Genomic DNA, 21,597 nt, shown 5'->3' with positions numbered 1-21,597 from the left:
GTTCGGTAGTTTCTACCGTTCAGAAGATACGCAGCGTGTAGTTGGTGCTGGGCAGGTCCAGCGAGGACCATGCCTGGTCGGAGGTGACGGGAGGGGTTTGGCCGCGGCCGTCGCGCAAAAGGGCCGAGACCGCCGCTGCGAGAGCGATGAGGAGGAGGACCACCATGACTATTCCGAAGATTTCCATGCCATTTATGATTCTCCCCTGGCGGGTGCATCGACAGTGGCAGAAATGCCCAAAAAGAGAAGATTTCTGCCATAATTGAGACATGCTGAAATCGGTGGCAGTGATCGTCGTCCCCAACTTTTCGATCTTCGAGTTCGGCACGGCGAGTGAGGTCTTTGGCATTGACAGGTCTGGCCGCGGCGGCGGTGTTCCGGACTTTGACTTCCGCGTGTGCACACCCGTGCCTGGAAACGTCAGCATGACGTCGGGTCTCTCCATGAACGTGAGCCTTGGCTTGGAGGCGGCAGCCGATGCGGACCTGGTGGTCATGACCCCTTACGGCCGCGAAGAGGACGTCCCTGAGGCGGTGATGGAGGCTCTGCGTGCCGCGGCTGCCCGCGGCGCCTGGGTGATGTCAATCTGTTCCGGGGCGTTCGCCTTGGCCCGGGCGGGCCTTCTGGACGGCCGCCGGTGCACCACTCATTGGCGCAACTCCCATGAACTCGCAAGCCGGTACCCGGAAGTGCATGTTGATGAGAATGTGCTCTACGTGCAGGACGGCAACCTGATTACCAGCGCCGGCACCGCTGCGGGGATTGACGCCTGCCTGCACCTGGTGCGGGTGGAGCTGGGCGCGAATGTTGCCGCGGCGATTGCCCGCGACATGGTGGTACCGCCGCATCGCGACGGCGGCCAGGCGCAGTTCATCGACAGGCCCATGCCAGCCTGCGGGTCGGCGCCCATGGAGGAGTTGCTTCGCTGGATGGTGCAGAACCTGGACCAGGAGCACAGCGTCGGTGATCTGGCCAACCGCGTACACATGTCTGCCAGGACCTTTGCCCGCCGGTTCCGGTCCGAAACGGGGGCAACGCCTGCTGCCTGGCTGAACTCCCAACGTGTCCTGCGGGCCCAGGAGCTTTTGGAATCCACAGACCTGAACATCGACGAGGTGGCCCGCGAATCAGGCTTCGGTCATCCGGTCCTGCTACGGCACCACTTTGCCAAAGTGCTTGACACGAGCCCTCAGTCTTATCGACGGGCCTTCCGCGGCCAACTGGAGGCTGCGGTTTAGCCGGCGTCCTCTGACGCGGCCCGTGTGCTGTCGACGAGCACTCTCCACGGTCCGGTGACACTCTGCTCCGGCAGGGCCGCGCGCCGCTGCCCTGCCCGGATGGCGTAGATGAATCTGTCCGGCTGGCTGCCCTCCGCTGCGGCTGCTGCTGCCCGGACGGTCTTGGGTACCGCGTCCCAGGGGCATGCCTCGACGATCGGCTGCCACTGGTCCTTGGCGCGTTCGGTGTCCGCCGTGACCGTCCACACCCGTGTCAGCGCGGCAACCCCGCCGGTGCGCTCCACACTTATTTTCATCGCGCGGTTCCTGGGCTTTCCTGCAGCCTGGCTGCCGGCTGGCCGGCATCCATGCATTGGCTTTAGAGCTTGACCTTTACAGTTTCCCACGCCTTGCGGACGGCGTCATGCTCGGTTGAACCGGATCCGAACAGCTCCACCGCGGCCGCCGCCGTCGCACGCGCAAAAACGCTGAAGGTGGCGGTGGCTGGCAGGGAACCGCCGGTGAGGGTCTCGTACCAGATCCGGCCCGGAGCCTCCCAGGCATTGCCTCCCAGGGATTCCGCGGTGAGATAAAAGGCCCGGTTGGGGATGCCGGAGTTGATGTGGACGCCGCCGTTGTCGGCGCTGGTTCGCACATAGGAGTCCATCGAGTCGGGCTGGGGGTCCTTACCCAGCACGTCGTCGTCGTACGCAGTGCCCGGCGCCTTCATGGACCGCAGGGCTGAACCCTGGACCTGTGGCGTGAATAGTCCCTCGCCGATGAGCCAACTCGCCGTGGTGACGGACTGCTTCTTCACGTACTGCTCAACGAGGGCGCCGAAGACGTCTGACATGGACTCGTTGAGGGCACCGGCCTGGTTCCGGTAGGCCAGCCCGGCGGAGAACTGAGTGACTCCGTGGGTGAGTTCGTGGCCGATAACGCTCAGCGAACGTGTAAACCGTTCGAATACTTGGCCATCGCCGTCACCGAAAACCATCTGCCGGCCATCCCAGAACGCATTGTCGTAGAGCTTTCCGAAGTGCACGGTCGCATCAAGGGGGAGGCCGGCGCCGTCAATCGAGTTGCGGCCGAAGATGTCCGCGAACAGACGGTGGGTGTGACCCAGGCCGTCGTAGGCCTCATCCGCGGCCACATCTCCGGATTCCGGGTCACCTTCCTTGCGCACCAACTTTCCGGGCAAGGTCTCGGAGCCGGCAGCATCGTAAACGCTCCGGATGGGCGGGCCGGGCTGAACGTCGCGCAGGCCCGGCGGACCGGCTGGCCTTGGCGCTGTCCGGGCGGATTGGAACGACCGAACGTGGCTGAGTGCTTCCTTGGCCGCCCGCGCGGCAGCGGAAAATTGCGGCGCATCCTGGCGCGCCAGCCGCCGCAATATGTAGGGCGGGATGATGAAGCAACGGCCCTTTGAATGATCCCGGGCTGGCGAATGCTGGTCTGTCGACTGAATGATGAACCCCCTCGATCGGTGAATTCAGACTACGAGGGGGCGCTGACAATCCGAGGGAGGCGCACTCAATCGGGGATGGGCGATATCCGCCGCCTCGGCATCACCGCCACTCAGAGGCCTTTGACCCTATCGACTGGCCAGCCCGGCGCGGAGGATCGAAGGAACAACAGCAGGAGGCGGAAGGCGTCGATCATGATGTGGGGTTACGGACAGGGCATGGGCTGGATGTGGTTGTGGGGACTCATGACGCTGATAGGGATCGGGCTTCTCGTACTGCTTGCGGTCCGCATGTTTGCCGGCGGCATCCGCGGCGGAAACGCTCCGCAGGGCGGTCCGTGGTCCGGCGCGCCGCCCATGGGAAGGAGCCGTGCGCGGCAGATCCTCGATGAACGCTTCGCAGCGGGAGAGATCACAGCGGATCAGTACCGCGAACACCTCAAAGTGCTCGGCGAAGGTCCGTAGTGCAATCCACCAGCCGGCGCCAGGCGCTGCTGCTGGGAGGCCATGTCCCGGACCACGAAGACCTCGGCATGATGGGCGTCATCGGACGTTAAGGGCGACGTTTCCGGCATGGAAAAACCCCGCCGCTTCGTTGAAGTGACGGGGTTTTTCGCTGTGCCCTCGATAGGATTCGAACCTACGACCTTCTGCTCCGGAGGCAGACGCTCTATCCCCTGAGCTACGAGGGCAATTCAGGGATCCCGCCGATGCTGGCGGGACGTCCTAGAGCTTAGCAGGAACGTGGCCCGCAATGAAAAACGTGGCTTCGCGAGCCTGCCCGGCGCGCCGAAACCCCACGAACCGGAAACCTCAGTAGCCGGAAAACGAGTCCACATGGACCCTGCGCGCACCTGCGTTCCTGGCCGCTCGGCGCAGCGAGGCGACGCTCGCCGGGGACCCGGAGACGTAGACGGTGCGGTCTGCAATATCCGGAACAAGAGCCTTCAGCGATGGCCCGTCCACCCGGGATCCGGGGGCAGTTCCCGCCGGCACCGCTGCCGCGGCGTCAGTAATGAACGACGGCGGGATGGAACCATCGGCGAGGCGGGCAACGATCCGTGCACCTGACGCTTCCAGTTCCCTGGCGTAGGCGATCTCCCCGGCGTTCCGTGCGAGGAGCAGTAGAACGGCATCGCGGTCCCTGCCGGCGCCTGAGGCCAGGTGCGCGAGGTACGGTGTGATGCCGATGCCGGCGGCGATAAGCAGCACCGGAGTGCCGGGGTCGCGGGGCAGCACAAAGTCGCCGCCCACGGATGTCGCCGCCACATGGTCGCCGGGCTTCAGTGCCAGGAGTACTTTCTTTGCGGCCGACAGCGGCTCGGACGTCCGCACGCCGAACGTCACTGTCTCCGAACCCGGGGCACTGGTCAGGCTGAACACCCGGCGTCGGCCTTTGCCGTCCGAAGTGGCGTGCGGCAGGTCCAGCTCCATGTACTGCCCCGGAATAAAGCGGACCGGACGGGACGGTTTGAATGCGAACTCTGTGGTGCTTGGCGTCAACGCCCGGGAGCCTGTGAACGTCAGCTTCAGGCCGCCCCGCTGGCCCACCACAAACGCCAGCAGGTTGCCGACAAGCAGGGCCAGCTCGGGGGAGTTGGCAATGAACCCGAAGTTGTAAGGCACCGCAAACACCACACCAACAACGGCGGCAAGCGTGAGCTGCTGCCAGCGGCGCGGCGGCAGCGTCAGCGGCTCGGTCAGCATAAAGCCGACGAAAAAGAGCAGCGGCCGCTGCGCCAGGGCCTGCCAGAGGGCACCGCCCAAAGTCACTTCCGCCCGCAGCAGTTCCGAGGTAATAATCGAGATGGCCGCCACCAGGAACACAGCCGCCATCAGGAATTTGCGGGTGCGGTACAGCACCAGCAGGATGCCGGGTACCAGGAGCCACAGCATGGCAGGGGTCGCGGCCCACCAGGTGGCGACGTTGAGACCCGTCAGCCCGGTCACGAATGCTCCGGTGACGGCCGGGTTGAAGATGTGCCGGCCCCGCCAGGCGAGCGCGTATTTGGAGGCAGAAGCCAGCACGCAGGCCAGGGCCACACCCGCAACATCCATGGGCACAAACGATGGCCAGAAAAGGAAGTACAGCAGCAGACCAGTGATCAGAGACGACTCTGAATGCGGCCGCACGTGGAAGAGCGCGGCCAGGGCCCGGTTGGACGCATATGTCAGGCCGAGGCACAAGGCCAGGTGCACCAGCATCTGGGGGATGCCGAAGGTCAGCCAGCCCAGGGCGTTAAGAAGGAGGCTGTACACGGCAAGGGCCGCGAGTACCAGCAGGATCAGCCGGTACATCGTGTACTTGCCCAGCACGGTGTCCAGCCGGCCAACGGGTGAAACGGCCGTGGGGGTGTCAACGGGGCTCATGTGAACAGTGTCCCTTCAAATCCGGCCGAATAGGCGGCACTTCCATCCGAAAATACTGTCAGCCAGGAGAAATCGAAGGTGCTCTCCAGGTCGGCGCCGGGGACGAAGAACAGCGCCGTGGCCAGCGCGTCGGCCAGCATGGTGCTATCCGCCATGGTCCACGTGGCCACGGCCGTGGTGACGGGCAGGCCTGTGGTGCCGTCGAGGACATGGTGCAGCCCGTCGCCCCACGCCCGGCGGTTGGAGGCAGAAGCACATAATGCGCCGCCGGAGACCGGAACTGTGCCGATGGCCTTGGTGGGATCGTAGGGGTGCTCCAGGGCGACGGTGATGACGTCCGGACCGCAGTACAAGAGGTCTCCGCTGGCGTCGATGAGGAAGTTCCCGTGGCCGTGTGCACGCAATTCGGCGGCCAGGAGATCCACCAGCTGGCCCTTCCCGGCGGCGCCGATATCCAGGACAACGGGAACATGGTTGGTGAGGACGGTACCGTCCCAATCGAGGGCATCTTCCCAACGGGGTGGCGCCGTGGGGGAGCCCGAAGGCCGCAGCGAGTAGGTGGCGTCGTAGCCCAACCGCTCAAGGCTGCCGCCGATCAGCGGAGTCATCGCCCCCGCCGAGAGGTGGTACAGCGAGCGGTACAGCCCCCCAAGCGCCCCGGCCTCCGCGGGAAACTCATGCCGCCCCGGCTGGCGGGCCATGGCACTGACGGCTGAATCCGGACGGAACCGTGACCACTCGCCGTCGTACGCTTCCACCACGGCGAGAAGCCGTGCGCGGACCCCGGCCTGAAGCGGCCGGGGTGTGGTGATGTCCCAACGGGTGCCGATCCCGTCGAAGCGGAACTCCTCCCAGTCAGGCTGCGGCACGGCCTACTGGGCCTCCGACTTGATCTTTTCTACGGCCTGGTTGAACCCGCCGCTGGTCAGGGAGGAGCCTGCGACCTTGGACACCTTCAGCTCGTCAATGCTCTTGCCCACCACCTGCGACGCGATCCCGCCGGCGAACTCGCCCTGGAACTTGCGGGTGTTCGGGTTGGAGGGGTGCTGGGTGATGTTGACGGCCGTGACCGTCCCGGCGGCGAGCGTCAGCTCCACCCCCACGGTTTCGGTGCCGTTCGGGGAGACGTACGTGCCGTCGGCGCTGTACGTCCCGTCCTGGTAGACGGAACCGCTGCCGGCGAGCGATGACGAGGTGCCGGACGGCGTGGTGGCCCCTGCGGAACTGTCGTCGGCTGAGGGCGGGGTGGCCCCCTGTGTCGCCGTCGGCGCGCAGCCGGCGACTGTTCCGGCAAGGGACAGGCCGGCGATGCCGGCGAAAACACTCTTGCGGACTGACGGTCTCATAACGGGGCTCGTTTCGTGGGCTGGGTGCTTACGGTGTACTCAACGTCGGATTCAGCGTAATGGTTCACCCTGTGAACCCGCCGCGCGGCCGCTGTGCACCGTGATGCTTCCGGCGAAGGCGGCCCGGTCACCCTGCGGGCTCAAATTCCTCCACGTGGCGGGCGCCGGTAGGCTAGAGGGGTGACTCCCGAAGAACTCTCCCTCGCCATATCCGCCTGCCTGAAAGATGCCGTCGCCGCCGGCGAGATCGGACTTTCCGCCTCAGCTGTTCCTGCTGAGGTGCGCGTGGAGCGACCCAAGAACCGGGAGCACGGCGACTGGGCCACCAATATCGCCCTGCAGCTGTCCAAGCAGGCCGGCACCAATCCGCGCGAGTTCGCCACCATCCTGAGTGCCCGGCTGAAGGCCATCGCCGGCGTCTCGGCCGTGGAAATTGCCGGTCCCGGCTTCCTGAACATCACGGTTGACGCTGCCGCCGCCGGTGCCCTGGCACAGGTCATCGTCAACGCGGGAGCGGAGTACGGCACCAATACCGCGCTCGCCGGCCACACCGTCAACATGGAATTCGTTTCGGCGAACCCTACCGGCCCGCTGCATATCGGCCACACCCGCTGGGCCGCTCTGGGCGACGCCATTGCCCGAGTCCTGCGCGCGTCCGGCGCCGAAGTCACGGCCGAGTACTACATCAACGACGCCGGCTCGCAGATGAACACCTTCGCCCAGTCGGTCTACAACCGGCTCCACGGCCTCCCCGTGCCCGACGGCGGCTACCCCGGCCAGTACATCGCGGACCTCGGCCATGAGGTACTCAGCGAACACCCGGACATCCGTGAACTGACTGAAGTGGCTGCGATTCCCGTGATCCGCAATGCCGCCTACCAGGCCCAGATGAAGGACATTCAGGACACGCTCGCGGATTTCGGTGTCGAATTCGATGTGTTCTTCTCCGAGCAGGAACTGCACGACGCCGGCGCGATCGGAAGTGCTGTTGCCCGCCTTCGCGAGCAGGGCCACGTGTTCGACGACGGCGGTGCGGTCTGGCTGCGCACCACGGACTTCGGCGACGACAAGGACCGCGTCATGATCCGGGCCAACGGCGAGCCCACCTACTTCGCTGCCGATGCCGCTTACTACCTGTCCAAAAAGGACCGCGGCTATACGGAGAAGATCTACCTCCTGGGCGCCGACCACCATGGCTACATCAACCGGCTCAAGGCAATTGCGGCCGCGGCGGGCGACGATCCCGAGGTCAACATCGAGGTACTGATCGGCCAGCTGGTCTCCGTCAACGGTGCCAAACTGTCCAAGCGGGCCGGCAACATCATCGAGCTCAAGGACCTTATCGACTGGCTCGGCAAGGACGCCGTGCGCTACTCGCTGGCCCGCTTCCCGGCGGATTCTCCACTGACACTGGACCCGGACCTGCTCAAGAAGCACAGCAACGAGAACCCTGTCTTCTACGTGCAGTACGCCCACGCGCGTACCCGCGGCGCGGCCCGCAACGCCGTGGCCGCAGGTGTGGACCGCAGCGCCTTTGAGGCCTCGCTGCTGGACCATGCCACCGAAAACGAACTGCTCTCCTACTTGGGCAGCTACCCCTCCATCGTGGCCAAGGCCGCCGAGCTGCGCGAGCCGCACCGCATCGCCCGCCACCTTGAGGTCATCGCCGGCGCCTACCACCGCTGGTATGACGCCTGCCGCATCGCTCCCATGGGGGATGAGGCCGTCACCGACGTCAACCGCACCCGCTTGTGGCTCAACGATGCCACCAGCCAGGTCCTGGCCAACGGCCTGGACCTCCTTGGCGTCTCCGCGCCGGAACGGATGTGAGGCCCGTGGCACAAAATCCAGCAGAGAGCACCACAGCGCTTGTGCCCGCGGGTTCCCCGCTGGCCCCCGAATGGCTCGCCGTTCCCGCGGACCTGAACGCGCTCCACGAACCGCTGTGGGCCCAGGGCGTGCAAAGGAACGACGCCGGCGAGCTGACTGTTGACGGCATCACCGTCAGCGACCTCAAGGAACAGTTCGGCACCCCGCTGTTCGTCATGGACGAGGCCGATTTCCGCGCCAGGGCACGGTCCTTCAAGGACTCCTTCGATGAAGCCTTCGCTGACATCTGCGGGGGAGTGGACGTCTACTACGCCGGTAAGTCGTTCCTCTGCACAGCAGTTGTGAAGTGGGTGGAGGAAGAAGGCCTGCGCCTTGACACTGCCTCCGGCGGGGAACTCGCGGTGGCCGCGCGGGCCGGCATCGAGGGTTCACGCGTAGCGCTGCACGGCAACAACAAGTCCGACGCAGAAATCAACCGCGCCCTGGACATGGGACTGGGCCGCATCGTGGTGGACAGCCTGGACGAACTCGAGCGGGTGGCCAAAATTGCGTCCGGCCGCGGCGAGCAGGCCAAGGTCATGCTCCGGCTTACCCCCGGCGTTCACGCCCACACCCACGAGTTCATCGCCACCGCCCACGAGGACCAGAAGTTCGGACTCTCCATGGCGGAGGACACCACCGAGCAGGCAGGCCTGTCAGCAGCGGAGGAGGCCGTGGCGGCAGCAACGAGCTATCCCGGCATCGACCTGCTTGGACTGCACTGCCACATCGGTTCCCAGATTTTCGAGCCCGACGGCTTTGCCCTCGCGGCCGAGAAGCTCCTCCGCTTCCTTGCCGCCATGCAGGAAAAGTACTCCATCACGATGCCCGAACTGGATCTGGGCGGTGGCTACGGCATTGCCTACACCCCTGTGGACACCCCCCGCCCCGCAGCCGAGATCGCGCAGGCGATGGCCGCCGTCGTGCGCTCCACGTGCGCGGACCTTGGCATCAAGGCACCCCGGATTTCCATCGAACCGGGCCGCGCCATCGTGGGCAGTACCACGTTCACGCTGTACGAGGTGGGCACCCTCAAGACAGTGCGGGTGGACGCAGCCGCCGGTGGAACAGCTGAAACAGCTGAAATAGCGGGAACCGAGCCTGAAAACGTTACGCATCCGCGCCGCTATGTGTCAGTTGACGGCGGGATGAGCGATAACGCCCGCCCGGTGCTCTACGACGCGGATTATTCGGCCATTCTCGCCTCGCGCCCCTCCAACGCTGCTCCGCAACTGTCCCGAGTGGTGGGCAAACATTGCGAGAGCGGCGACATAGTTGTTAGAGATGTATATCTGCCCGAGGACGTGGCAGCCGGTGATCTGCTTGCTGTACCGGGTACCGGCGCCTACTGCTGGGCCCTGTCGAGTAACTACAACTATCTGGCCCGGCCGGGCGTTGTCGCGGTGCGCGACGGATCTGCCCGGCTGATTGTCCGCGGGGAAACCGAAGAAGATCTGCTCAACCGCGACATGGGAGTCTGAATGACTGAATTGCGAACCCTGAAGGTGGCCCTGCTGGGCTGTGGCAACGTTGGGGCCCAGGTTGCGCGGATTCTCATTGAGGACGCCGACGCCCTGGCCGCCCGTACCGGAGCACGCCTGCAGCTCAGCGGCATCGCGGTGCGAAACGTGAACGCCAAACGCGACGTGGAACTTCCGCAGGAACTGTTCACCACCGACGCCGAGACCCTGGTCAAGGACGCCGACCTGGTCATCGAACTCATGGGCGGCATCGAGCCGGCCCGCACGCTGATCCTGTCCGCACTCAGCAACGGCGCCTGCGTGGTTACCGGAAACAAGGCCCTGCTCGCCCAGGACGGCCCCACGCTCTACGAAGAAGCGGACAAGGCCGGCGTGCAGCTGTCCTACGAAGCAGCCGTGGCCGGCGCCATCCCCATCCTGCGCCCCATCCGCGACAGCCTGTCCGGCGACCGGATCACCCGCGTGCTGGGCATTGTCAACGGCACCACCAACTTCATCCTGGACCAGATGGACTCCACCGGCGCCCAGTTCGCCGATGCCCTCGCTGAGGCCCAGCGCCTCGGCTACGCAGAAGCGGACCCCACCGCCGACGTCGAAGGTCACGACGCTGCCGCCAAGGCAGCGATCCTGGCCACGCTGTCCTTCCACACCCGGTTCGCCCTGGAAAACGTCCACTGCGAGGGCATCACGTCCGTCACCGCTGACGACATTGCCGCGGCCAAGGACGCCGGCTTCGTCATCAAGCTGCTGGCCATCGCCGAAAAGCTCACGGATGCCGACGGCGTCGAAGGCGTTTCGGTGCGCGTGCACCCCACGCTCCTGCCGCGTGAGCACCCGCTGGCCGCCGTCCGGGGCGCCTTCAACGCGGTGTTCATCGAAGCTGAGAACGCCGGCGAGCTGATGTTTTACGGCCAGGGCGCCGGCGGCACCCCGACGGCGTCTGCCGTGCTGGGCGACCTTGTTTCTGCGGCCCGCCGCCTGGTGCTGGGCGGACCCCAGCGCACGGAAACCACCACCGGCCACATTCCGGCACTGCCCATCGAAGCCGCTACCACGAGCTACTACATCGGCCTGGACGTCGCGGACCAGCCCGGTGTCCTGGCACGCATTGCCCAGCTCTTCGCTGAACACGGCGTGTCCATCGAAACCATGCGGCAGACCATCCACACGGACGCCGAATCCAACACAGATTCGGCCGAACTGCGGATCGTCACGCACCGCGCATCAGAGGCTGCCCTCGCAGCCACCGTCGAGGCCGTCAAGGGACTGGACGTCATCAACTCAGTTACATCCGTACTGCGGGTAGAAGGAGTCTAAGTGGCTCACCAATGGCGCGGCGTTATCCGCGAATACGCTGACCGTCTGCCCGTGACGGAATCCACCAGGGTCATCACCCTGGGTGAGGGCGGCACCCCGCTGGTCCACGCGCAGAAGCTCTCCGAACTGACCGGTTCCACCGTGTACCTGAAGGTGGAGGGGATGAACCCCACCGGTTCGTTCAAGGACCGCGGCATGACCATGGCCATGACCGCCGCCGTGGAATCCGGGGCGAAGGCCGTTGTATGTGCGTCCACCGGCAACACGTCGGCCTCCGCCGCCGCCTACGCCACCGCCGCCGGGCTGAAGTGCGCCGTGCTGGTGCCCGAAGGCAAGATTTCCATGGGCAAGCTCAGCCAGGCCATTGCGCACGGCGCCACGCTGCTGCAGGTGGACGGCAACTTCGATAACTGCCTGGATATCGCCCGGAAGCTGGGGGAGTCCTACCCTGTGTTCCTGGTCAACTCCGTCAACCCTGCCCGCATCCAGGGCCAGAAGACGGGTGCGTTCGAGATCGTTGACGCGCTCGGTGACGCGCCGGACATCCACGTCCTGCCCGTCGGAAACGCCGGCAACATCACGGCGTACTGGAAGGGCTACAAGGAGTACTCGGCACCGTTCGAGTCCGCAACGGCCGGCACCCTTCCCGCCGTGTCCACCAAAACACCGCAGATGTGGGGCTTCCAGGCCGCCGGTGCTGCCCCGTTCGTGGCCGGGCACCCCATCACGGAACCGGACACCATCGCCACTGCCATCCGGATCGGCAACCCCGCATCCTGGGACGGCGCCATTGCCGCGCGTGACGAGTCCGGTGGCTTCATCGATGCCGTGACCGACGAACAGATCCTCGACGCCCACCGCTGGCTGTCGGCCCGGGAAGGCGTTTTCGTGGAGCCCGGCTCCGCCGCCGGTGTGGCCGGCCTGCTCAAGAAGCACGCTGCAGGGGAAGTGCCTGCCGGAAAGATCATCGTCATCACCGTAACGGGCCACGGCCTCAAGGACCCCCAGTGGGCCCTGCGAACGGAGGACGGCAGCGAAGTGCAGCCCGTCAAGGTCTCCAACGACGTCGTCACCGTTGCAGCTGAACTGGGACTGGAAGAAAAGTAGCCTTGGAAACCACCACGCCCACCACCGCTGTCCTGCCCCTCATTGAGGCAGGACAGCGCGTCACCGTCAGGGTACCGGCCACCAGCGCCAACCTCGGGCCGGGATATGACAGCCTGGGCCTCGCGCTGGCACTGCACGACACCCTGACGGTGGAAACCCTCGAAACCGATGAGCTCCTGTTCGAGCTCAGCGGCGAGGGTGCGGATAGCCTGCCGCGCGACGCCAGCCACCTCGTGGTCCGGGCCATGGAGGCTGCTTTCTCACGGCTGGGCTACCGTCACGGCGGGCTCCGGATTACCGCGACCAACGTCAATCCCCATGGTCGTGGCCTGGGGTCGTCAGCCTCTGCCGTGGTGGCCGCAGTGTCCGCCGCCAATGCCATGGTGCCGGCGGCGGAACAGCGTGGGCGGGACTGGATCCTGCAGCTCACCAGCGAGATGGAAGGCCACCCGGACAACGTCGCACCGGCGATATTCGGCGGATTGGCGCTGTCATGGCAGGACAGTGACCAGTACAGGAGCACATGCGCCACCGTTGTTGGTTCGGTCATCCCCATCGTGGCAGTTCCGGACTTTGAACTGTCCACCGAAGCGGCCCGGGCGCTGCTGCCGGCCTCTGTAGGCCACCACGCTGCGGCGATGAACTCCGGCCGGGCTGCGCTGCTCATCCACGCGCTGACCCGGAAGCCGGAGTTCCTGCTCGCCGGCACGGAGGATTACCTCCACCAGAGTTACCGGGCCGAGGCCATGCGCCCCAGCGCCGCCCTCATCAGGGCACTGCGCAGTGCAGGCCACGCAGCAGTGGTTTCCGGTGCCGGGCCCACCGTGCTTGCCCTCGCCGACGGCGAAGCCGAAGCCGCGGAAATACTTGCCCTGATCGAATCCTTCACGGCGGCCAACACGCCCGGCATCGGCTGGCGCGTGATGAAGCTGGCAGTGGACGTCGAAGGTGCTAAGGTGGACTTACACCGGCGGTAATTCCGCCTATCTGATCCGCAACTGCATTTCAGTTGTACCTGGTCTCCTACTGCGCAATATTTTCCGGTGTCACCTGCTTGGTCTGTCGCAGGAATCTGCAGCCTCCACATGTCTGCCCCTGGACCGTCAGCCCGGCGCCCCGCCATTAATCGGTGCGTGAGGTGAATCAGTATCCGGCCCTGCTGGCCGAAATCCAACCGGCAAGGCCGAAAATCCCGGCTGCAGATCTGAACTGCAGCCCAGATCAAATCATCGCGTCCAGCTCCCAGTCTGGACGCCGTCGAGGGGGAAGGATCCTTCGTGACCGAAACCACTGAGCTGTCTTCAGCTGTGGACACAATATCTTCTGCTGCCGGATCGTCAACGGCCGCACCCGCCAAGAGCAGTGGCCTTGCCGGCCTGAAGCTCGCCCAACTGCAGGCGCTTGCCAGCCAGTTGGGGATCTCCGGCGGATCACGCATGCGCAAGGGGGACCTGGTTACGGCCATTTCGGCCCACCGCGCAGGCACTTCGGCCACCAAGGCTCCGGCCAAGGCAACCGATGAAGCGACTGACAACCACATGACCGCTTCCGCGCCGGTGGCAGCCGCTCCCGTGGCTGCTGCACCTGAAACCGAGGCGCCAGCCGCCGAGGGGACCCGCGCCCGTGGCCGTGGCCGCAGCCGGCGCGCTGTCAGTGACGGCGTCGTTGCAGCTCCTGCCGCCGCCGCCGCTGAAGCCCCGGCCGCTGCCCCCGCTGAAGCTCCGGTGGCCGCGCCCGCTGAGTCCGGCGAAGCAGCCGAAGGTGCCGGCGAACGCCGCCAGCCGCGTACCCGCAACCGCCGTCGCGGTGAAGCAGCCGCACAGGCAACCGCTCCGCAGGCCGGCGAGGCCACCGAAGCACCGGCCGAGCAACCCGCCAACGATCACCGCCAGGCGGACCGCGCTGAAACCCAGCGGACCGAAACCCAGCGGAGCGAAACCCAGGGTGCTGAATCCGGCGACGGCCAGCGCACTGACCGTCGTGAAAGCGGCCGCACCCGCGGTGGCCGCGATACTAACGCCCGCGACACAAACGCCCGGGATACTTCCGATGGCGGCCGCGACAACGCCGGCCGCGACAACGCGGGCAGCCGCGACGCTGGCCAGCGTGAAGGCACCCGCCGCGATGACAGCCGCGATAACGCACGCGACAACGATGATTCCGACAGCGGCAGCCGCCGGAACCGCCGTAACCGGCGCGACCGCAACGACCGCAATGACCGCTCCGGCGGCCAGGACAGCCGGGACAACGCCCGCAACGATCGTTTCCGCGACCGCAACGACCGCCGTCGGGGACGCGCCCAGGGACCGGACGTCGATGACGTCGAGTTCACTGAGGACGATGTCCTGCTGCCCGTAGCCGGCATCCTGGACGTCCTGGAGAACTACGCGTTCATCCGCACCTCCGGCTACCTGCCGGGACCGAACGACGTCTATGTTTCCCTCGCCCAGGTCAAGAAGTACAACCTGCGCAAGGGTGACGCCGTGGTGGGCGCCATCCGTGCACCGCGTGAGGGCGAGGACCGCAGCCAGCAGACCGCCCGCCAGAAGTTCAACGCCCTTGTCCGCGTCACGTCCGTCAATGGAAAGACGCCCGAAGAGCTCAAGGACCGCGTCGAATTCGCCAAGCTGGTTCCGCTGTACCCGTCCGAGCGCCTGCGCCTCGAGACCGACCCCAAGAAGATCGGCCCCCGCGTCATCGACTTGGTTGCCCCGATCGGCAAGGGCCAGCGCGGCCTGATCGTTTCCCCGCCGAAGGCCGGCAAGACGCTCATCCTGCAGTCCATCGCCAACGCCATCACCACCAACAATCCTGAGGTCCACCTCATGATGGTGCTCGTTGACGAACGTCCTGAAGAAGTCACGGACATGCAGCGCACTGTCAAGGGCGAGGTCATTGCCTCCACCTTCGACCGTCCCGCAGACGATCACACCACCGTGGCCGAACTCTCCATCGAACGCGCCAAGCGCCTCGTGGAAATGGGCATGGACGTTGTGGTGCTCCTCGACTCGATGACCCGCCTGGGCCGTGCCTACAACCTGGCAGCACCGGCCTCCGGCCGTATCCTGTCCGGTGGTGTGGACTCCGCCGCGCTGTACCCTCCGAAGCGTTTCTTCGGTGCAGCCCGCAACATCGAAAACGGCGGCTCGCTGACCATCCTGGCAACGGCCCTCGTGGAGACCGGTTCCAAGATGGATGAGGTCATCTTCGAAGAGTTCAAGGGCACCGGCAACATGGAACTCCGCCTGTCCCGCCAGCTGGCAGACAAGCGCATCTTCCCGGCAGTGGACGTCAACGCGTCCGGCACCCGCCGCGAAGAGAACCTGCTTTCCCCCGAGGAAGTCAAGATCATGTGGAAGCTGCGCCGCGTCCTCTCCGGACTCGAAACGCAGCAGAGCCTTGAGCTGCTGACCAACAAGATCCGGGAGACCCAGAGCAACGTTGAGTTCCTGATGCAGGTTCAGAAGACGACGCTTGGTGCGAAGTCGGATAACGACAAGTAGGTGCGCTAGGGGTGGGGCCGTCGGTTGTTTCGTCGGCCCCACCCCTTTGTCGTTCGGGCCGCCGGGTATTTTTGCCGGCCCCGCCCCTTCGCGTTGCGGCTGACGTACTGCGTACGTCGGCCGCAACGCTCCGATAGGCCCGATGCCACTCCCTGGCCGGCAAAAATACCCGACGGCGTTTGCCCCGTCACCTATCGCTGTGGGCATCACTAAACTTAGATCCACGGCGTTGAAAGGTAATGAAAATGTTTGAGTCCGTACAGGGCCTGCTTGATGAGCATGACTCCATCCAGGCGCAGCTGGGGGATCCTGCTGTTTATGCTGACCAGCGGCTGGCTCGGAAGTTGGGGCGGCGGTCTGCTCAGCTCAACGGCATTGTGGAGGCGTATCACAAGTGGGAGGGCATCCGTGATGACCTTGCTGCGGCGAAAGAGATGGCTGCGGAGGATCCCGAGTTTGCTGCCGAGGTGCCTGAGTTGGAGGCTGCCCTCGAGACTGCGTCGGCCAAGCTGCGCCGCCTGCTGATCCCGCGCGACCCTGACGACGCCCGCAATGTGATCCTTGAGGTCAAGGGCGGTGAAGGCGGCGACGAAGCTGCCCTGTTCGCCGGCGACCTGCTGCGGATGTACACCCGGTACGCGGAATCACGCGGCTGGAAGACTGAACTTATCTCTGCCACCGAGTCTGACCTGGGCGGCTACAAAGACGTCCAGATGGCCGTCAAGGGCAGCTCGAACGACCCCGCCGAGGGTGTTTACGCGCGGCTGAAGTTCGAGGGCGGGGTGCACCGCGTGCAGCGTGTGCCAGTCACTGAATCGCAGGGCCGTATTCACACGTCCGCTGCAGGCGTCCTGGTGCTGCCCGAGGTTGACGAGCCCGAAGAGCTGGACATCAACCAGAACGACCTCAAGATCGACGTCTACCGCTCCTCGGGTCCCGGCGGCCAGTCCGTGAACACCACAGACTCCGCCGTCCGCATCACCCACCTTCCCACCGGCATCGTGGTGGCCATGCAGAACGAGAAATCGCAGCTGCAGAACCGCGAAGCAGGCATGCGTGTGCTCCGCGCCCGCATCCTGGCACACCAGCAGGAGATCATCGACGCCGAGAACTCGGCCCAGCGGAAGTCCCAGATCCGCACCATGGACCGTTCGGAACGCATCCGCACCTACAACTACCCGGAGAACCGCATCGCGGACCACCGCACCGGCTACAAGGCATACAACCTGGACCAGGTCATGAACGGCGACCTGGAACCGGTCATCCAGTCCGCCATCGAGATGGACGAACAGGCACGCCTGGACGCCATCGGCGACTAGCCAGTTGCTGGAAACTGCACCGATATGACATCCGGCCCGGAACAGTCACTGGCCGCTGCGGTCAGCGAGGCCACTGCGATCCTCCGGGACGCCGGCGTCCCCAGTCCCCGCGTGGACGCTGAGCTCTTGGCGGACCACCTGCTCGGCGTTGGCCTCGGCCGGCTCCGGGCGCTGATGCTGGGGGACTCCCCGGCGCCGCAGGGTTACGCCGAACTCGTCGCCGAGCGCGCGCAGCGCGTTCCCCTGCAGCACATCACCGGGGTGGCGTACTTCAGGTACCTGGAACTCGCGGTCGGTCCGGGAGTCTTTATCCCGCGCCCCGAAACGGAATCCGTTGTCCAGCTGGTCATTGACCATGTCAAGGGTATGCTGCACCCGCGGATTGTGGACCTGGGCACGGGATCCGGCGCCATCGCCGGTTCCATCGCCCACGAGGTTCCCGGCGCCGAAGTCCATGCCGTGGAGTACAGTACGTTCGCCCACGCATGGGCAGCCAGGAATTTGATCCCGCTCGGCGTCACGCTCACCCTGGGGGACCTGCGGGATGCGCTGCCGGAACTTAACGGAACGTTCGACGTCGTGGTTTCCAACCCGCCGTACATTCCCGCCGAGGCCATCCCCAATGAACCCGAAGTAGCCCTGCACGATCCTCCCGAAGCCCTGTACGGCGGGGGAGCGGACGGTATGGAACTTCCGACGGCGGCGGCCGCCTCGGCTGCCCGGCTGCTGGTTCCGGGCGGCTACTTTGTGATGGAACACGCCGAAGTCCAGGCTGCCTGGATTGCCCGCATGATGGAGCGCACCGGTGCCTGGACAGAGATCACCACGCACCTGGACCTCAACGGCAAGGAACGCGCCACCAGCGCCGTGCTTGCCGGTCCGCGCCACGACTGATGAAAGAATAGGCCAGTGACCACAACCTACAACTGCACGTCAGAGGACCAGCGCGCCCTGGGGCTGGAGCATGCACAGCGTGCCATCAGCGAAAAGAAGTGCGTTGTCTTCCCCACCGATACGGTCTACGGGATCGCGGCCGACGCCTTCTCGCCGCAGGCCGTCACCATGCTTTTGGTCTCCAAGGGGCGCAGCCGCGCCATGCCGCCGCCCGTGCTCATTCCCCGGATCAACGCCCTGGACGGGCTGGCCACGGATATCTCAGCAGACGCCCGCAAGCTGGCGGAAGCGTTCTGGCCGGGCGGCCTGACCCTGATCCTGCACGCACAGCCGTCGCTGGACTGGGACCTTGGTGAGACACAGGGAACGGTGGCGCTCCGGATGCCCGCCGATGAAGTGGCCCTGGAAGTCCTCACCCTGACCGGCCCGCTGGCCGTTTCCTCCGCCAACCGGACCGGCCAGGCACCGGCGCAGACCGCTGCTGAAGCGCGCGCCCAGCTCGCCGAGTCCGTTGAGGTCTACCTCGAAGGCGGCTTCCGCCCCGTGGAAGGAACTGACGCCGTACCTTCCACCATCGTGGACGCCACGGGCTCCGTCCTGCGGGTGGTGCGCGACGGCGCCGTGTCCCTCGGCCAGCTTCGGGAACATGTCCCCGGCGTCCTGGGCCTGGGAGAGGTTCCTACCGCTGAGCCTGCGGACGCGGTGCCTGCGGACGCGGTGCCTGCCGAAGACGCGGGAGAAAGCACACCGGACGTGCGGGAACCCGCAGCGCCCGCCGAAAAGGATCCGGAGGCATGATCCTTGGCCGCGACCGCCTAAATCTTTTGGACGTCGACGTCACTGCCGTGCAGGAGCACCGCATGGCAGAGGTTCTCAGCGGACTTATCGCAGCGGGGGGCCGACGCACGGTGGTCGGACATAACCTGCACAGCTGCTACCTCTATCACACGCTTCCGGCATTCAGGGAGCTGTACGACTCGGCAGATGTTGTGCTCATGGACGGTGCTCCTGTGTATGCGCTCTGGAAGCGGCAGGGCCACAGCGCTGCGCCCGACACCAGCTTCCGGGTGGGCTCGACGGACTGGATCCAGCACTTGGGTTCCGTTCAGGGCCTGGACCGCCTGGCTGTTGTAGGAACCAACGGAACCAGCAATGCCTTGGCGTGCCGCAAGCTTGAGACGCTCTTGCCCGGCGCCAAAGTTCTCGGCTGGGCCGGGGAGAACTGGGGCCCGGAAAGGGAAAGCAACGTCGTCGACGAACTTCAGGCCTTTGCCCCGAACCTAGTTCTCGTCGGGCTGGGAATGCCGCTGCAGGAAACCTTCCTGTGGCAGCGCCGCGATGATCTTCCAGCCGCAGTGTACGGTGCCGTCGGCGGAGCACTTGACCAGATTTCCGGACACCAGGTGCTCGCCCCGCGGTGGCTTGGCCGGCTCGGGTTCGAATGGCTATGGCGGCTCATGATCTCCCCCCGGAGGGTTTTCGGCCGCGTGTTCATTGAGCCCTGGAAGCTGGCCGCTGTCCTGGCCGGCAGGAAATTTCGATCCACGGAAACAGGGGCCAGCAAATGACCAAGAACGTCGTCGCCGTGGTTGTCACCTATAACCGGCGCGAACTCCTGGAAACCACCCTCCGCGGCATCACGTCCGGAACGGTGCAGCCTGCAACCATTGTGATCGTGGATAATGCCTCCACCGATGAAACAGCGGATTTCCTGGCCTCCTACGGCGGCCCGGTTCCAACGGACATCATCCGGCTCCAGCAGAACCTCGGCGGTGCCGGCGGATTTGTGGTGGGCATGGAGCGGGCCGTCCTGGACCATGCCGCAGACTATGTCTGGATCATGGACGACGACACGGAACCGCAGCCCGGCGCCCTCGCCGAGGCCCTGGCGGCCTCACTCGCCTACGCCGCTGCCTCCGGGGAGGAGCCAAGCTTTGTGGCCAGCCGCGTGGTCTGGACCGACGGACGGGACCATCCGATGAACCGGATGCGGCCGCGGCTGGGTGCCAGCGAGCAGGAGCGCGCCACCGCGGCCCGGGCCGGGGGAATGCAAATCAGGACCGCGTCGTTCGTTTCGATCCTCATTGACGCCGGTGAAATCCGCCGTCATGGCCTTCCCATTGCGGACTACTTCATCTGGAACGATGATCTGGAGTACACAGCCCGGATCTCCCGCCGCAGGAATGCCATCTCCGTGGAAAATTCCGTGGCGAGCCATCACACCAAGTCCTTTGGGGATGCCGGCGCTGATCCCGGCGCACGCTTCTACTACGAGGTGCGGAACAAGCTGTGGGTCTACACGCGCTCAGCGGCGCTTACCCCGTGGGAGAAGATCCTGTATTCGGGTGCCTCAGTGCGCAACTGGACCCGGACCATCGCCGGCTCGCCGAACAAGCGGCTTCTCCTCCGCGGCCTCCTGCGGGGACTGCTGCACGGCATGAAAGCCCCCCGCAGCAACGAACAGGTACTCAGCGGGATCTATCCGCTCCGCGACGTGCGCCTGACCGGGGGACCCGTCGCATGATCATGTACCTGCTGATGGGGCTGATCGCTGCGGTGGTGTCCTATGGGGCCACCTGGGCCGCACGCGTCGTGGGCAACAGGCTGGAACTCCATATGCCCATCCGCAGCCGTGACATGCACTCGACGCCGGTGTCCCGGCTCGGCGGTGTGGCCATCTTCCTCGGCGTGCTGGTCGCCCTCATCGTTGCCAGCCAGTCCTTCTTCGTCAAAGACATCTACCGGAACAATTTCTCACCCTGGGGCGTCCTGGCCGGCGCGGCGGTGATCGTGCTGGTGGGCGTCGCGGATGACCTCCTGGACATCCGCTGGTGGGTGAAGCTCATTGGCCAAAGCGCCGCGGCCCTGGTTGTGGCCATCTGGGGAGTCCGGATGACCATTGTGCCGTGGGTGCCGGAGCCGATCGTCCTTGAGAACGAGACGCTCCGGATCGTGCTGACGGCCGGGCTGATTGTCACCACGATGAACGCCTTCAACTTCATCGACGGTCTGGACGGCCTGGCAGCCGGCGCGGCCATCATCGGCGGAACCGCCTTCTTCGTCACGGCCTACTGGGTCCACCGCAATGCAGTCCTGTTGGATTACTCGGACCTCGCTACCCTGCTCACGGCAGTTGTTGTAGGCAGTTGCATCGGCTTCCTGCCGCACAACTGGTTCCCGTCCAAGATCTTCATGGGCGATTCGGGTGCCATGCTCATCGGGCTGCTGTTCGCTGCCGCCGGTATCGTTTCCACTGGCCAAATCACTTCAGGCCTGTACGACCGGGCCAACGGTATCTCCACGGTCATCCCAATCCTGCTGCCCTTCGCCGTGCTCTTCCTGCCACTGCTTGACCTGGGGCTCGCCGTCATCCGGCGGACGGCGAAGGGGCGCTCACCCTGGTCTGCGGACCGCGGCCACCTCCACCACAAGCTTTTGGACATTGGCTACTCGCACCGGACAGCGGTCATCCTGATGTATCTGTGGACCGCGGTGGTGTCCTTCGGCGGCCTGGCTTTCGCTGTGTTTCCGTGGCAGCCCGTCCTCGCTGTGGACCTCTTCGCCACGCTGGTTATGGGCCTGGTGACGGCTTGGCCGTACCTGCGTCGGGGGAGCGATGAGCCGGCCACATAGCCGTGTTCGGATTCATTTCTATCTCGTGTAGAATTTAGGGGCAGCCAAAGCTGCCCCTCCACCCAGCCCCAGGGCG

The 21,597-nt window shown here is 65.5% G+C and carries 20 protein-coding genes and 1 tRNA gene; 14 read left to right on the top strand and 7 right to left on the bottom strand.

Annotated elements, in window-relative coordinates; all coding sequences use genetic code 11:
* Positions 1–19: 19 nt before the first annotated feature.
* On the bottom strand, positions 20–187 hold the full coding sequence (locus tag AC1MCD_RS12605) for a hypothetical protein (protein WP_498672405.1): 168 nt from the start codon (positions 185–187) through the stop codon (positions 20–22).
* 82 nt (positions 188–269) lie between these two features.
* Between AC1MCD_RS12605 and AC1MCD_RS12600 the strand changes: the two genes are divergently transcribed.
* Positions 270–1,238 (top strand): GlxA family transcriptional regulator, encoded by a 969-nt coding sequence (locus AC1MCD_RS12600; RefSeq protein ID WP_498672403.1) that lies wholly within the window; start codon positions 270–272, stop codon positions 1,236–1,238.
* On the opposite strand, the gene AC1MCD_RS12595 is transcribed toward AC1MCD_RS12600, so the two are convergent.
* A complete protein-coding gene (locus AC1MCD_RS12595; protein ID WP_498672401.1) occupies positions 1,235–1,534 on the bottom strand; it encodes a protealysin inhibitor emfourin in 300 nt (99 codons plus the stop codon). The two genes, AC1MCD_RS12600 and AC1MCD_RS12595, sit on opposite strands and share 4 nt — an antisense overlap.
* 62 nt (positions 1,535–1,596) lie before the next feature.
* Positions 1,597–2,685 (bottom strand): M4 family metallopeptidase, encoded by a 1,089-nt coding sequence (locus AC1MCD_RS12590; RefSeq protein WP_498678324.1) that lies wholly within the window; start codon positions 2,683–2,685, stop codon positions 1,597–1,599.
* 192 nt (positions 2,686–2,877) lie between these two features.
* On the opposite strand from AC1MCD_RS12590, the gene AC1MCD_RS12585 reads away from it, so the two are divergent.
* Positions 2,878–3,147: an SHOCT domain-containing protein gene (locus AC1MCD_RS12585; protein ID WP_498672399.1), complete on the top strand. Its 270-nt coding sequence runs from the start codon at positions 2,878–2,880 to the stop codon at positions 3,145–3,147.
* A 154-nt stretch (positions 3,148–3,301) separates the two neighbouring features.
* Here AC1MCD_RS12585 and AC1MCD_RS12580 read toward each other — a convergent pair.
* The 4 genes from AC1MCD_RS12580 to AC1MCD_RS12565 form a co-directional block, all read right to left on the bottom strand.
* Positions 3,302–3,374 (bottom strand) — tRNA-Arg (locus AC1MCD_RS12580).
* 121 nt (positions 3,375–3,495) lie between these two features.
* Entirely contained in the window at positions 3,496–5,052 is a 1,557-nt protein-coding gene (locus AC1MCD_RS12575) for a ferredoxin--NADP reductase (RefSeq protein ID WP_498672397.1), read from the bottom strand.
* Complete coding sequence (locus AC1MCD_RS12570) at positions 5,049–5,921, bottom strand: FAD:protein FMN transferase (protein ID WP_498672396.1); 873 nt, start codon at positions 5,919–5,921, stop codon at positions 5,049–5,051. The genes AC1MCD_RS12575 and AC1MCD_RS12570 overlap by 4 nt, the downstream gene beginning before the upstream one ends.
* A gap of 3 nt (positions 5,922–5,924) precedes the next feature.
* A complete protein-coding gene (locus tag AC1MCD_RS12565) occupies positions 5,925–6,398 on the bottom strand; it encodes an FMN-binding protein (RefSeq protein WP_498672394.1) in 474 nt (157 codons plus the stop codon).
* A gap of 180 nt (positions 6,399–6,578) precedes the next feature.
* On the opposite strand from AC1MCD_RS12565, the gene argS reads away from it, so the two are divergent.
* The 12 genes from argS (at position 6,579) to AC1MCD_RS12505 (ending at position 21,521) form a co-directional block, all read left to right on the top strand.
* On the top strand, positions 6,579–8,228 hold the full coding sequence (gene argS / locus AC1MCD_RS12560) for an arginine--tRNA ligase (protein ID WP_498672393.1): 1,650 nt from the start codon (positions 6,579–6,581) through the stop codon (positions 8,226–8,228).
* Between the two features lie 5 nt (positions 8,229–8,233).
* Positions 8,234–9,748, top strand: coding sequence for a diaminopimelate decarboxylase (gene lysA / locus AC1MCD_RS12555; RefSeq protein ID WP_498672391.1), 1,515 nt, complete (start codon positions 8,234–8,236; stop codon positions 9,746–9,748).
* Positions 9,749–11,065, top strand: a complete 1,317-nt coding sequence (locus tag AC1MCD_RS12550; RefSeq protein WP_498672390.1) for a homoserine dehydrogenase — start codon at positions 9,749–9,751, stop codon at positions 11,063–11,065. It begins immediately after the preceding gene.
* Entirely contained in the window at positions 11,066–12,172 is a 1,107-nt protein-coding gene (gene thrC, locus AC1MCD_RS12545; protein WP_498672388.1) for a threonine synthase, read from the top strand. It abuts the gene before it with no gap.
* 2 nt (positions 12,173–12,174) lie between these two features.
* Entirely contained in the window at positions 12,175–13,149 is a 975-nt protein-coding gene (thrB, locus tag AC1MCD_RS12540; protein ID WP_498672385.1) for a homoserine kinase, read from the top strand.
* 300 nt (positions 13,150–13,449) lie between these two features.
* Complete coding sequence (rho, locus tag AC1MCD_RS12535) at positions 13,450–15,675, top strand: transcription termination factor Rho (protein WP_498672383.1); 2,226 nt, start codon at positions 13,450–13,452, stop codon at positions 15,673–15,675.
* 245 nt (positions 15,676–15,920) lie between these two features.
* Positions 15,921–16,994, top strand: coding sequence for a peptide chain release factor 1 (prfA, locus tag AC1MCD_RS12530; protein ID WP_498672381.1), 1,074 nt, complete (start codon positions 15,921–15,923; stop codon positions 16,992–16,994).
* Positions 16,995–17,018: 24 nt separating this feature from the next.
* A complete protein-coding gene (prmC, locus tag AC1MCD_RS12525; protein ID WP_498672379.1) occupies positions 17,019–17,888 on the top strand; it encodes a peptide chain release factor N(5)-glutamine methyltransferase in 870 nt (289 codons plus the stop codon).
* 15 nt (positions 17,889–17,903) lie between these two features.
* A complete protein-coding gene (locus AC1MCD_RS12520; RefSeq protein ID WP_498672377.1) occupies positions 17,904–18,686 on the top strand; it encodes an L-threonylcarbamoyladenylate synthase in 783 nt (260 codons plus the stop codon).
* Positions 18,683–19,456 (top strand): WecB/TagA/CpsF family glycosyltransferase, encoded by a 774-nt coding sequence (locus AC1MCD_RS12515; protein ID WP_498672375.1) that lies wholly within the window; start codon positions 18,683–18,685, stop codon positions 19,454–19,456. Before AC1MCD_RS12520 ends, AC1MCD_RS12515 begins: the two co-directional genes overlap by 4 nt.
* Positions 19,453–20,412: a glycosyltransferase family 2 protein gene (locus AC1MCD_RS12510; RefSeq protein WP_498672373.1), complete on the top strand. Its 960-nt coding sequence runs from the start codon at positions 19,453–19,455 to the stop codon at positions 20,410–20,412. Before AC1MCD_RS12515 ends, AC1MCD_RS12510 begins: the two co-directional genes overlap by 4 nt.
* A complete protein-coding gene (locus AC1MCD_RS12505; RefSeq protein WP_498672371.1) occupies positions 20,409–21,521 on the top strand; it encodes an MraY family glycosyltransferase in 1,113 nt (370 codons plus the stop codon). Before AC1MCD_RS12510 ends, AC1MCD_RS12505 begins: the two co-directional genes overlap by 4 nt.
* Positions 21,522–21,597: the final 76 nt, after the last annotated feature.

The sequence above is a fragment of the Arthrobacter sp. BF1 genome, assembly GCF_056680215.1.
This window is presented reverse-complemented; position numbering and strand designations above follow the sequence as displayed.